Origin of the sequence: Thalassovita aquimarina (genome assembly GCF_018219815.1) — a bacterium.
Taxonomy (GTDB): domain Bacteria; phylum Pseudomonadota; class Alphaproteobacteria; order Rhodobacterales; family Rhodobacteraceae; genus Thalassobius; species Thalassobius aquimarinus.
The window spans coordinates 1-13,294 of record NZ_JADMKU010000035.1; the positions used below are offsets into that span (position 1 = coordinate 1).

A 13,294-nucleotide genomic window follows, 5' to 3' on the forward strand; every position below is an offset into this window, starting at 1 on the left:
TTGACCGTAACCAAATCAACAGAAAGAAACAGGAACGGATTCTACACCTGAACGGCCCGGATCAGGGGGCAACGTCAATGGTCACCGCAGATAGCGCCGAATAAAAAAAGGCGGCGCTTAGCACCGCCTTTCTCCAATTCTATGCTGGGATTCGGATTGACGGCATCAGGAGACCAGCAATTCCTTGAGCTTTTCGTCGATGAACTTCACATCTTCCGGGTTGGTGCCGGGGCCGCCTGCGAAGTGGCCCCAAATCGAAGGCACCGGTACGAATTCAGCGTTGGGCATGTTCTCTACTTCGTTCTGACTGTCCTCGGGAGGGAAATAGAGGTCGGTCGAGCCGGGCATGACGTAGGCCTTGGCTTTGATAGCTCCCAACGCCGCCTTGAAGTCGCCGTTGTAAAGTTCGTTGTCGCTGATATCGCCGTTCTGCCAGGTCCAGGCCATGGTCAGCAGGTTGTTGGCGTCCTTCGGCAGGAAGAAGCCTTCCCAGAAGCCGATCAGGAAGTCTTCGAGCGAGGCATAACCAAGCGCCTTGAGGTCGAGTTCCTCGCGGTAGAAAGTTTGCGACAAGCCCCAGCCAGCATAGACCCGCCCAACCGCACGTAGGCCCTTCTCTGGCTTCGAGGTATAACGCCCGTTCTCCCAGGCAGCGTCGGCGCGCAGCGCGGCCTTAACCCCTTCGAGGAAAACGAAGTTATGACGCGAGCATTTGGCCGAGCCACAGAACGGCGCGATCAGTTCGACCATGTCGGGGAACAGCGCGCCCCAGTGGAAGGTTTGCAGTGCCCCCATCGACCAGCCGGTGACCATGCGGATCTTCTCGATGCCGAATTTCTCGGTCACCAGCCGATGCTGGGCCATCACGTTGTCATAGGCGGTGACGTCAGGGAAACGGTCAGCATTGTAAGGTTCGGGCGTGTTCGACGGTGAGGAGGACAGTCCGTTGCCAAACATGTTGGGGATGATGATGAAATACTTCTCGGGGTCGAGCGCCATACCCGGGCCGATCAGCCATTCGTTGTCGTAGTGTTGTCCAGAATACCAGGTCGGATAGACGATCACGTTGTCCTTGGCGGCGTTGAGCGTGCCGAAGGTCTTGTAGGCCAGTTTGCAGTCTGGCAAGGCCAGACCGCACTGGAATTTGAAGGTGCCGAGGTCGAAGATTTCGTAGTCGAGAGTCATTGGTGGTTCTCCGGGGTAAGTAGGAACGGCGCGAGAAAGACCGCGCCGTTCCGAACGGTGTCAGTTACGGTTAGGCGTTCGTACGGTTGCCCATGAGGGAACCCAGCACATAGTAGGCGATTCCGCCCACTAGGCCCGCCGAGATAGCCGTCGACAGATGTGGCAGATACCATTCGACGATGAAGGCGACGAGCGAACCGCAGCCCCAAGCCAAGAATGCCGTGCCGCGCCAGTCGGCCTCGATCTCGGAGTTCTTCCGCAGCAGATACTGGTCGACCAGTATGATCGCGCCAATCGGCGGCACAAGAATGCCGAGAAGCGACAGCCACTGGATGAAGAAGGCCCAGACGTTGGTTGCCGCGATGATGATACCCACGACGCCCAGGATGATTGCGAACAGGCGCATGTGGCTGCGCAGGATGCGCGACCAGCCTGTTGCGGCGTTATACAGACAGTGGGCGCAGACTGAACCAAGGTTCACATAAAGGAACAAAAAGGCCAGGGCGCTGAGCCAAGTCAACTGTTGGGCGTTCATATAGCCGAACATGTTGTCTGTTCCGAAGGGATTGGCATCCGGCACGGCCAGCGCTGCGGTCATCACGCCGCCGACCAACATGGCGACGAGGTTGGCGAAGGGGAAGGCGCTGAAGGTCGCGACCCACGAGCTCTTTTCATCCGCAGCCCAGCGGTTGAAGTCGGCGGTAACGGTGCCGGCGTCGATGAACAGGGCGATGACGACAGTCAGGCCGACCCCCATCGACATGGTGGCGGCGCCGTTATTGCCGGGATAGGCAATGACAGCGTCCCAGCCCGAGGTGGCCACGGCATCGCCGGCAACCCAGAGGCCAAGGATCACGAATAGAGGTACTGAGATCGTGCCGATGATGTGCAAGCCCCTCACGCCGATAAACGTGATGCCAATATAGAGCACGCCGGCAATTACCGTCATCACAACGTAGTTCAGTTCGTAAGTCGAACTGACCAGTGCCCCGGTGATCCCGGTCTGGACTGCATACCAGCCTAACAGAAGTGTCGACAGCAGGCCGGAGGCAAAGATATAGCCTTTGCGGCCGAAGACGATGCTTGCGAGGAGGGCGAAGTTCAGCCCCTTGCGTGCGCCCAGTTGACCCAGTAGGCCGACATAGAACAGCATGATCAGGTTACCTATGATCATCGCTTTGAGTGCAGCGGCAAAACCCATGCCGAGCACCAGGATCGAACCGGTCATCGCCCCGGTGATGATCATCGGGAAACCCATCCAAACCATAGTCACGGAGAACATGCTGCGCCGAGCCTTGGCCGGTACTGGCACATGCTCGTATTCTTCGCCCAGAGTATGGTCGATATTTTCCTCCAAGTGCTCTAGCGACTCGGGCTCCAGGTGGCGATCTGGATTAGACATTTTTCGTCCCTTCTTTCGTTTCCGTTTTGTTTCGTTTTTTGTTTTGTTCTTCCGAGAAACGCGGAGTCTGGGAATTTTGCTCGCAGAATATCGCCCCATGTCAGCGTACTGACGGTTTGCCTGATACGGTCCGAGAGAACACGTATTGAGTGGGGGAGAGAAAGTGCCGGTTGTTCGGAGAGCGGGGGGTTATGACCCGATCCGGTTAAGCAGCAAGAAATGCGAGTTTTTTCCAGTCCCGTTCCCTTCCTGTTGAGAAATATCGAAATCGTAAAAAAAAGCCCTTACGACCCGCTGATTCAGCGGCTGCGTAAAGGGCTTTTTTGACCGTTAGTTCGAGAGTCTAACTCGGCGTTGAGCTTGACGTAACGGAATGTTGCTTTGATTCGTTTAAAAAAGCAATAAATTTTCGCATTGACTCTCTCCGAGGTTCTGGAACTTGCCGATTCAAGCTTAAGCACAAAGGTTTGATGTGCGGTCTGGTGATGATATTTTTTGTACGATGGAGAGGCCAGCGTAGCTCGGTTTTCGAACTGTATATGTTCAGAAGCGAATGCTTTGTCTCCACTGTTAGGGCGTGAAGAAAAGCAACCGCCCAGTCCCTCAAACCAAGGATTGGAAGATCTCCTCGCAGGTGCTGAAACAGGGAGTTCGGCCTGCATGTTTACTGATTTAAACTTCTAAACCTCTAATTTTAAATGAAAAAATATTCTTGCAAAAATTAAGGCCTTAGCGAATGATTATTTCAGAGCTCAGCGCCGAGCTCGAAAAAAATTGGGCAAAAAAGCTCTCCACTTGCAGCCGCAGCTGCAGAGGGGGGCTTTTTTTTTGCGTTCGCAAGAGGGCGCTCAGTAAAAAAATGGGAGGAGAAAAAGAAATGAAGAGACGCCAATTTCTGGGGCGCGCCGGTGCATTTGGAGCGGCCGGCATGGCCAGTTCGCTGTCGGCGCCGGCTTTGCTGAGTTCGACGCGTGCGGCTTTTGCGCAGGGCGATGACATTCCGGTCGGAGTGCTGTTTTCGCTGACTGGAGCCGTTGCGGTGGTGGAGCATACGTTGCACGACGCAACTTTGCTTGCGATCGAGGAAATCAATGCCGCTGGCGGGATTCATGGTAAGCAACTGCGCCCGATCATTGAAGACCCGGCCTCGGACCCGGCGACCTATGCCGACCGTGCACGTCGCCTCATGATCCGCGACAAATGCGTGAGCGTCTTTGGGTCGTACACTTCGGCGAGTCGCCAGGCAGTGCTTCCCGTGACCGAGCAGCGCAACAATCTCTATTGGTATCCGACGCTCTACGAGGGGCGCGAATGCTCGCGTAACGTCATGTATGGTGGGGCTGTTCCGAACCAGCAGCAGGACGACCTGATCCCCTGGGCGATCGAGAATTTCGGTCCGCGCTTCTACCTCATCGGCAATAACTACGTATATCCCAAAGAGGAAAACAACTACTGTAAGTCGCTGCTTTCCAAATTGGGTGGGGAGGTTGTTCACGAGGAATATGTGCCTCTCGGCCATTCCGATTTCAGCTCAGCGATCAATCGAATCCGGGCCGAAGAGCCGGATGTAATCTTCGCTACAGTCGTAGGCGATTCCGACGTCGCGTTCGCGCGGCAATACCATGCTGCCGAACTCGATCCGGCGAAGATGCCGGTGATCAGCCTTACGCGCTCCGAGGTCGAAGTGAAGGCGATCGGTGGCGAGGCTGCGGCTGGGCACTTTTCTTCGGCACCTTATTTCATGGGGCACGATACCCCTGAGAACGAGCGCTTCGTCGAGAACTACAAGGCGCGTTTCGGGGCCGACGAGGTCACACATTTCGTCAGCGAGGCTGCGTATTTCCAAGTCTACCAATTTAAAGCAGCGCTGGAAAAACTCGACCCGTCCGAAATCACGCCTGCCGCCATTCGTGACGCTGCAGTTGGGCTTACCCTGAATGCGCCACAGGGCGAGGTTCTGATCGACGAGAACCTGCATACGCATCTTTGGCCCAAGATCGGTCAGTGGCAGTCGGACGGTCAGGCCAAGGTGCTGATCCAGTCGAAAGAGCGCGTCGCCCCCAAACCCTATGCCGCCTACGAGGGGCAGACCTGCACCAGTCAGGGTTTGGTCAAAGCATAGGGGAATTTCCCTGAAACCAGCGAGCAAATTGCGCCCGGCTCTGAAACACGAGCCGGGCCAACAGAAAAGGTGTTCCGATGGACGTAGTCTTCAACCAACTCTTTGCGGGTCTCAGCATGGCGTCGATCCTTCTGATCATCGCCTTGGGGCTGGCCATCATCTACGGCACGATGGGCGTAATCAATTTGGCGCATGGTGAGTTCGTCATGTTGGGCGCCTATACGACTTGGGCGCTTCAGAACTTTGTCGGGCTCGGTGTTTTGACAGCGCTCCCTCTGGTTTTCGTCGCGGTTGCCGCGGTGGGCTGGATTATCGAAAAGTTGATGGTTCAGCGCCTCTATCATCGGCCGCTCGATACAATCCTAGCGACTTGGGGCATCGGGATCATGCTGCAACAGGCCGTGCGGTTGAGCGTCGGGGCCGAGTCGCGTTTTGTGAAAAGCCCCGCGTTGCTGTCGGGCAATACCGAAATCGGCGCGCTGGTGATGTCCAACTACCGACTCTTCGTGATCGCGTTCTCCATTTTCGTGTTGGTTGGGTCCTGGATGCTCATGACGCGGACGGAATTCGGTACGAAATTGCGGGCTGTGATCCAAAATCGCGGCATATCCGAGTGCTACGGGATCGAGTCGAAAAGGGTCTACTCAATCACCTTCGCTTACGGCGCGGGGCTGGCCGGGATCGCCGGCGCTCTGATCACGCCGCTGTTCAGCACCATTCCCACGATGGGAACCGGGCTTGTCGTGGATGCCTTCCTGGTCGTGATCGTGGGTGGGCTTGGTAGCCTGATTGGCGCGGCGTCAGCAGCCATACTGATCGGTGAGGCTACGGCTCTTATGTCCGCTGTGATGAATGACACGCTCGGGCGCATTGCTGTTCTGGCCGGCATCATCATCCTGATCCGCTTCCGCCCTCGCGGGCTCTTCCCCTCGGACACGCGTAACTAAGGAACGAGATAATGAATTCCAGGTTTTTTTATGACCTTATAGCTCTGGCACTGTTCTCAGCTGTGATCGTTCTGGGTGTGCCGGCGCTCATGGGCTATGACGGGTTCGAACTCAATACCTTTGCCCGTTACCTCAGCTTGGCCATTGTTTCGATGGCGCTAGCCCTTTCTTGGGGGACGGCCGGGCTACTGAACCTCGGCCAGGCGGCAACCTTCGGCATGGGGGCCTACGCCATGGCCATGCACCTGAAGCTCAGGGCCAGCGATGGACTGCCGGATTTCATGGGCTGGAACAATGTCGAAAAGCTGCCGGCGGTCTGGGTCCCGTTCGAATCCCTTTCCTTCACGCTGCTGGCTGGGCTTCTTGTCCCGGCTGCCGTGGGCGGGCTGATCGCCATCTTCATGTTCCGCGCCCGGATTGCCGGGGTGTTCGTGGCTGTGATTACGCTGGCCTTCCTGGTTGCGTTCCAGTTGCTGGTCATTGAGCAGCAGGGCCTGACCGGGGGGCAGAATGGCCTGACGGGGCTCGCTCCTCTGACACTGTTCGGCTGGACTGTCGATACCTATAGCGCTTCCTTCTACTATCTGGTGGCTGGCTGCTTGACGGTGGCGCTTGCGCTGGGCGTGTACCTTTCGCATAGCAAGTTCGGTCTGATACTGCGCGCGATCCGCGAGGACGCTGAGCGCACGCGGTTCTTCGGCTACAACGTCGCCACTTACCAGACAGTTATCTTCTGCATTTCCGCCGCTCTCGCGGGCTGGGCCGGGATGCTTTACGTGCTCGTTCTGGAATTCGCCTCTCCGACCTACATGGGCGTTTCCTTCAGTCTTGCCATCGTCATCTGGTGCGCAGTCGGCGGCCGCGAGTCCGTTCTGGCCGCGGCGGCAGGCGCGATCATCGTAAATGTTCTGGAAGGCAGGCTTTCGGACGTGTTCGTCGAAGGTTGGCACATGTTGCTGGGCATCGTCTTTGTCCTGGTCGTCATGTTCATGCCGCGCGGTATCTACGGCGTGATTGTCGACGTTGTGCACAAAATCAACGAGGCGCGACGCGGCGGACGGCAGAACGCCGCCGAGGAGGCGCTTCTTCCCGCAACCATTCAGACAAACCGGGAGCGTTGATCATGGAGCATCTGCAAGTCACTGATCTGCATGTTGAATTCGGAGGTCTTCGCGCAGTCGACGGATTGACGTTTGACGTCGCGCAGGGCGAGATTCTCTGCCTTCTGGGGCCGAATGGTGCTGGGAAGTCGACCACGCTCGACCTGATCTGCGGCAAGACCCAGCCCACCGGCGGCTCAATCCGCGTTAACGGTGTCGAGGTGTCCCGATTGCTCGAGTTTCGCCGCGCCCGGCTCGGGATTGGACGCAAGTTCCAGGTGCCGTCGGTCTACAAAGATCTGACCGTGATCGAGAACCTGTCCGTGGCGCGCTCGCGGCGGCCCGGCATATGGCATGCATTGACGCGGCTCTCGCTGCGTCACTCCAAGGACATGGACCACATCCTTGAACTGGTCAGTCTGAAAGACAAGTCGCACGACCAGGCCGGCAACCTGTCGCATGGCGAAACACAGTGGCTGGAAATCGCCATGCTGCTGGCGCAGGACAGCCGGCTGATCCTGATGGACGAACCGACGGCGGGGATGACCATCCAGGAAACCCAGCGTACCGCAGAGATATTCCGTTCGCTCAGTGGCAGTCACACCTTGGTTGTTGTGGAACACGACATGTCCTTCGTCCGCAACGTCGCGGACCGGATCATCGTGATGAACCGCGGCACCAAGCTGGCCGAGGGCTCGATCGAGGAAATCGAGGCAAACGAAGACGTCAAGACAGCGTATCTGGGGCACTGAATTATGGAAAAGATGCACGCAAGGGATCTCTATTCCTATTACGGCAAGAGCCCCGTTCTGCAGGGGGTTTCCTTTGATCTCGCGCCGGGGGAGTTTCTTTCTGTTCTGGGGCGAAACGGCGTCGGCAAGACCACGCTGCTGAAGACGATCATGGGGCTCACCGACCGTTGCGCCGGGGCGTTGGACTTCGGTGACAGCGATTTGCTGAGCCTTTCCACGCCGCAACGCTCCCGACTGGGGATCGGCTATATCCCGCAGGGTCGGGAAATTATCCCGCAATTCACGGTACGCGAGAACATTCTCATGGGCACTTTTGCGCGCACCGACGGGCGGCGCGAGATTCCTGAGTACCTTTTCGAGATGTTTCCTATTCTGGCGGACTTCATCTCGCGCCGTGGCGGCGACCTGTCGGGCGGCCAGCAGCAGCAGCTCGCGATCGCCCGTGCGTTGGCGATGGATCCGAAGATCCTGATCCTCGACGAACCCACCGAGGGTATCCAGCCCAACATCGTCAAGCAAATCGAGGAAGCGATCATTCGCCTCAACCGGGAACATGGGCTCGGCATCATTCTGGTGGAGCAGAACGTGCCGTTCGCGCGCGAAGCGTCGGACCGGTTCCTTGTTCTCGACAAGGGGCGGGTTGTGATGAGCGGGCGTTCAAACGAACTGACAGACACCATCGTAGAGGAGCACCTGACCTTCTGAAGGGCAGCGATAATCACCACCAAACACCAACAGCAAAGGATCAAGACATGAGACATGGTGACATTTCAAGCAGTGACAACACCGTCGGTGTGGCGGTCGTCAACTACAAAATGCCGCGCCTGCATACCAAGGCAGAAGTCCTGGAGAATGCAGAAAAGATCGCCGACATGATCGTGGGCATGAAGCAGGGCCTGCCGGGCATGGATCTGGTGATCTTCCCGGAATACAGCACCCAGGGCATCATGTACGACCCCGGCGAGATGATGGAAACCGCGGCGACTATTCCCGGCGATGAGACTGAGATATTCGCGCGGGCCTGCCGCAAGGCCAACACCTGGGGCGTGTTCTCGATCACCGGCGAACGGCACGAGGAGCACCCCAAGAAGAACCCCTACAACACCCTCATCCTTATGAACAACAAGGGCGAGATCGTTCAGAAATACCGCAAGATTCTGCCCTGGTGCCCGATCGAGGGCTGGTGCCCTGGCGGCGAAACCTTCGTTGCAGAAGGGCCCAAGGGGCTGAAGGTCAGCCTGATCATCTGCGACGATGGCAATTATCCCGAAATCTGGCGCGACTGCGCTATGAAGGGGGCAGAACTGATCGTGCGTTGTCAGGGCTATATGTATCCCGCCAAGGATCAGCAGGTTATCATGGCCAAGGCTATGGCTTGGGCCAACAACAGCTATGTCGCAGTTGCCAACGCTGCGGGGTTCGACGGTGTCTACAGCTACTTCGGGCACTCGGCAATCATCGGGTTCGACGGTCGTACCCTAGGCGAATGCGGCGAAGAGGAGATGGGTATCCAATACGCACAGCTGTCAATCCCGGAAATCCGGGATGCACGGGCCAACGACCAGTCGCAGAACCACCTCTTCAAATTGCTGCATCGCGGCTACACTGGCGTACATGCCTCCGGAGATGGCGATAAGGGGGTCGCTGAGTGTCCTTTCGATTTCTATCGCAACTGGGTCAACGATGCGGAAAAAACCCGCGAAGACGTCGAAAAATTGACCCGGTCGACCATTGGCGTTGCGCAATGCCCCGTCGGCAACCTTCCGACAGGCGCAAAGGAAAAAGAAGCCGGCTAATCGGTTAGTGGCCGCGAAAGGGGGGGCTACGTTTCCCCTTTCGCTTAAATATTTGGGATAAATCATGCCGTTTTTGACCGACCGCCTGCAGGACACACAACGTAAACAACGACACGCCGAGGCGCTTGCTGATGAAAATGAACGGATAGTCGACCATTCTCGGGGTGAAAGCGGGAAAGGCGCAGTGAAATCGCGTTTTACATTCGACCTTGATTTCGTCGAGCAGGAACTGCGCGCTACGATCGTGGGGCAGGACGAGACCCTCGAGCAGGTGATGGAGATCCTGAAGATCGTGCGGGCCGATATCGGCGATCCGCGCAAACCTCTTGCCTCAATTCTATTCTGCGGCCCAACGGGCGTCGGCAAGACGGAAACGGTACGTACTTTGGCGCGCGCCTTCTATGGAGACGCCGATTCGTTTTGTCGTGTCGACATGAACACTCTGTCTCAGGAACATTATGCGGCGGCCTTGACCGGTGCGCCGCCAGGCTACGTTGGCTCGAAGGAAGGCACGACGATCCTCGATCAGGAAAAGATCGAGGGAACGAGGAACCTTCCCGGCATCGTCCTGTTCGACGAGGTGGAAAAGGCCAGCAACGAGGTGGTTCTGGCGCTTATGAACGTGTTCGACAATGGTCTTCTGACTGTTGCTTCAGGCGAACGCACCTATTCTTTCCGGAACAGTCTGATCTTCATGTCTTCCAACCTCGGTGCGCATGAACTGATGTCTTTGGAAGACGGAGCGCCCGCGTTTTGGCGCCGGCTTAAGGCGGGAGGGCGCAGCCGGCGCGAACAGGCACAAGAAATCGTGCTGAACTGCCTTCTGTCACGCTTCCCGCCCGAATTCGTAAACCGTATAGACCATATCGATACCTTCAACTGGATTGGACGAGATACGATGCCTGCGCTGGTTGACGTCGAGGTAGAGCGATTAAACCGGCGACTTAAAAAGCATGATCTTGTATTGAGGATATCCGACGAAGTGCGCGATTTCCTTTCTGCAAAGGGGTACGATAAGCGGTTTGGAGCGCGGGAATTGAGACGTACAATGCGGAAATACTTGGAATTCCCGCTTGCCAGTTTCCTTCTCGATCAGGACGGCTTACGGGATGGGGCGCCTCTGACCATACTGGTTGCCGAACGTAATGACGGTAAATTGTCGTTTCACAAAACATGACTAAGGATTTCTTTCTGTGAATTCAGTGGACACTTGGAAAATAGGGTTTCTCTTTTCAACGTCCGGCGTGACGTCGATAATTGAGCGGTCGCAATTGCAAGGCGCGATGTTGGCGGTCGACCAGATAAATGAAAAAGGGGGTGTGCTGGGTCGGCCGTTGGAACCGATCAGCTACGATCCGAGCTCGATCGAGGAGCGATACGGGGAACTGGCCGAGCGCCTAATCATCGTTGACAGGGTGAGCGTCATTTTCGGCTGCTACACCTCGTCATCCCGAAAGGCGGTCCTTCCAGTGGTGGAGCGGCGCAATGCACTGTTCTTTTATCCGACGCTGTACGAGGGGTTCGAATATTCCCCGAATGTCATCTATGGCGGAGCTACTCCTAACCAAAATAGCGTGCCGCTCGCCAACTATCTGATGAGGACATACGGAAAACGTTTCTTTTTTGTCGGCTCCGACTATATCTATCCAAGGGAATCCAACCGCGTGATGCGCAACGTGGTGCGCCAAGGTGGCGGCGAGGTCACGGGCGAGCGGTATTTCAGTCTGGATGCGCAAGCGGAAGACTTTGCCGAGGTTGTTGACGAAATCATGCGTACTCGTCCCGATGCCATTTTCTCGACAGTGGTGGGGCAGTCGTGTATCGAATTCTACAAGGCTTATCACGCCGCCGGGGGCAACGGTCTCGAATGCCCTATTGCCAGCCTGACCACGAACGAAGCCGAGATCGCGGCTATCGGGGTCGAGGCCTCTGTCGGACACATAACCGCTGCACCTTATTTCCGATCGGTCAACTCGCCGGCCAATCGCCGGTTTCTCAAGGCCTATGAGAAAAAATTTGGTTCCACCATTGATGTCACCAGTTGTTGCGAGGCAGCTTATAGCCAAGTGCATCTTTTCGCGGCCGCGCTGGAGGAGACCGGTGAGATGGATACCGAAGGTCTGCGAGAGGCGCTCCTGGGCGCCACGTTCGACGCTCCGCAAGGGCAGATCAAGATCGATCCAGACAACAACCACACCTTCTTGCAGTCGCGCATCGCTAAGGTGAACGACGAAGGTGAGTTCGTGATTGAGAACAAGGTCAGGCGTGCGATCAAGCCCGACCCATATCTAGTCTATCCCGCAATCCACGACTGGAGCTTCAGGACGCAGAAAGTAGCTGCTGGCAGCAGGCATAATGAGTGACTTCATACAGGAACTTCGGGATCTGCATGCACTGGTCGTTCATCCGCGCGACCGGAGCGCGGACGAGTTGTTGCAACAGGTCCACCGCATCGGCTGCAGTTTCGAGACCATCTGGCCTATGCCCAAGAGCCTGCCCGACAAGTTTGAGCTGGTCTTCATAGACGTTACGGACCAGACAGCAGCCAAGCTGAAGTCGTTCATCAACAGCAGTTCCCGGCCTCCCACGGTGATCGCCATAATGGGCTACGAGAATCCGTCGGTGTTGGATCTGATCTTCGATATTGGCGCTCATGCAGTCTTACCGAAACCCTTCCGTGCGGCCGGGGTGCTGAGCAGCATTCTCATGGCGCGCCGGTTCTGGGCCGAACAAATGCGCTACAAGAAAGACCTAGGCAAGCTGCGCGAGCGCCTCGTGAACATGCAGAAGGTCAACGAAGCCAAATTCATCTTAATGCGCCATCAGGGCATAAATGAAAAAGAAGCCTACGAAGTTATTCGCAAACAGGCGATGGCCAAGCGAACTACGACCATTGAAATTTCGCAGTCCATAATCAACGCTGAAAGTATTCTGCGCAATTTCGGCGATGGCTGAATATTGAGACATCGATCGCCTTCTTTTTCCGGTGCGTCTAGCAACGCCTAATCCGAAGGCCAATGATGGTATTTGAACTGGCTCATGGGAGGAGCAATATATGACTGACGGGCTTTACGCGCCGAACGCCGAGTTTTCGGCAGCGGCGCATGTCGACGCCGCGAAGTACGAGGACCTGTATCAGGCGTCGATTTCGGACCCGGAAGGTTTCTGGCGGGAACAGGGTCAGCGTCTGGACTGGATCAAGCCCTATACCAAGGTAAAGAACACCTCGTTCGAGCCGGGCAATATCGACATCAAGTGGTACGAGGACGGCACGCTGAACGTCTCCGCCAACTGCATCGACCGCCACCTCGAAACCCGCGGCGACCAGGCCGCGATCATCTGGGAACCCGACGATCCCGAGGACGAGGCGCAGCACATCACCTATGCCGAGCTGCACCGCCGCACCTGCCGGATGGCCAACATCCTGGAAGACCTGGGCGTGCGCAAGGGCGACCGGGTGGTGATCTATCTGCCGATGATCCCCGAAGCCGCCTATGCGATGCTGGCCTGTGCCCGGATCGGCGCCATCCATTCGATCGTGTTCGCGGGCTTTTCGCCCGACGCGCTGGCGGCGCGGATCAACGGCTGTGACGCCAAGCTGATCATCACCGCCGACCACGCCCCGCGCGGCGGCCGCAAGACCCCGCTCAAGGCGAATGCCGACGCCGCCCTGCTGCATTGCAAGGACACGGTGAAATGCCTGGTGGTCAAGCGCACGGGCGATCAGACCACCTGGATCGACGGCCGCGATTTCGATTACAACGAAATGGCGCTGGAAGCCGACGATTATTCCAAGCCGGTGGAAATGAGCGCCGAAGATCCGCTGTTCATCCTTTACACCTCCGGGTCGACCGGTCAGCCCAAGGGCGTTGTGCATACCACCGGCGGCTACCTCGTCTATGCCGCGATGACGCATGAAATCACCTTCGATTACCACGACGGCGACATCTACTGGTGTACCGCCGATGTGGGCTGGGTCACCGGGCACAG

At 57.0% G+C, this 13,294-nt stretch carries 12 protein-coding genes; 10 read left to right on the top strand and 2 right to left on the bottom strand.

The genetic code is table 11. The annotated features are described in order from the left end of the window. Positions 1 to 165: 165 nt before the first annotated feature. Positions 166 to 1,185 (bottom strand): alpha/beta fold hydrolase, encoded by a 1,020-nt coding sequence (locus IT775_RS20615; RefSeq protein WP_212703137.1) that lies wholly within the window; start codon positions 1,183 to 1,185, stop codon positions 166 to 168. Positions 1,186 to 1,255: 70 nt separating this feature from the next. After that, positions 1,256 to 2,587: a purine-cytosine permease family protein gene (locus IT775_RS20620; RefSeq protein WP_212703138.1), complete on the bottom strand. Its 1,332-nt coding sequence runs from the start codon at positions 2,585 to 2,587 to the stop codon at positions 1,256 to 1,258. A 736-nt stretch (positions 2,588 to 3,323) separates the two neighbouring features. On the opposite strand from IT775_RS20620, the gene IT775_RS20625 reads away from it, so the two are divergent. The 10 genes from IT775_RS20625 to IT775_RS20670 all read left to right on the top strand — a co-directional run. After that, positions 3,324 to 4,709, top strand: a complete 1,386-nt coding sequence (locus IT775_RS20625) for a transporter substrate-binding domain-containing protein (protein WP_246525792.1) — start codon at positions 3,324 to 3,326, stop codon at positions 4,707 to 4,709. 77 nt (positions 4,710 to 4,786) lie between these two features. Next, positions 4,787 to 5,656, top strand: a complete 870-nt coding sequence (urtB, locus tag IT775_RS20630) for an urea ABC transporter permease subunit UrtB (protein ID WP_212703139.1) — start codon at positions 4,787 to 4,789, stop codon at positions 5,654 to 5,656. A gap of 11 nt (positions 5,657 to 5,667) precedes the next feature. Then, positions 5,668 to 6,777, top strand: a complete 1,110-nt coding sequence (gene urtC, locus IT775_RS20635) for an urea ABC transporter permease subunit UrtC (protein ID WP_212703140.1) — start codon at positions 5,668 to 5,670, stop codon at positions 6,775 to 6,777. A 2-nt stretch (positions 6,778 to 6,779) separates the two neighbouring features. After that, positions 6,780 to 7,508 carry an urea ABC transporter ATP-binding protein UrtD gene (gene urtD / locus IT775_RS20640; protein WP_212703141.1) on the top strand — a complete coding sequence of 243 codons (729 nt, stop codon included), beginning with the start codon at positions 6,780 to 6,782 and terminating at the stop codon, positions 7,506 to 7,508. A gap of 3 nt (positions 7,509 to 7,511) precedes the next feature. After that, entirely contained in the window at positions 7,512 to 8,213 is a 702-nt protein-coding gene (urtE, locus tag IT775_RS20645) for an urea ABC transporter ATP-binding subunit UrtE (RefSeq protein WP_212703142.1), read from the top strand. Positions 8,214 to 8,260: 47 nt separating this feature from the next. Beyond that, on the top strand, positions 8,261 to 9,304 hold the full coding sequence (locus IT775_RS20650) for an aliphatic amidase (RefSeq protein ID WP_212703143.1): 1,044 nt from the start codon (positions 8,261 to 8,263) through the stop codon (positions 9,302 to 9,304). A gap of 64 nt (positions 9,305 to 9,368) precedes the next feature. Further along, positions 9,369 to 10,481, top strand: a complete 1,113-nt coding sequence (locus tag IT775_RS20655) for an AAA family ATPase (RefSeq protein WP_212703144.1) — start codon at positions 9,369 to 9,371, stop codon at positions 10,479 to 10,481. 16 nt (positions 10,482 to 10,497) lie between these two features. After that, entirely contained in the window at positions 10,498 to 11,667 is a 1,170-nt protein-coding gene (locus IT775_RS20660) for a transporter substrate-binding domain-containing protein (RefSeq protein ID WP_212703145.1), read from the top strand. Next, a complete protein-coding gene (locus IT775_RS20665; protein ID WP_218958666.1) occupies positions 11,660 to 12,259 on the top strand; it encodes an ANTAR domain-containing response regulator in 600 nt (199 codons plus the stop codon). The genes IT775_RS20660 and IT775_RS20665 overlap by 8 nt, the downstream gene beginning before the upstream one ends. 100 nt (positions 12,260 to 12,359) lie before the next feature. Next, the coding region (locus tag IT775_RS20670) for an AMP-binding protein (protein WP_212703146.1) at positions 12,360 to 13,294 on the top strand (935 nt) is incomplete at its 3' end.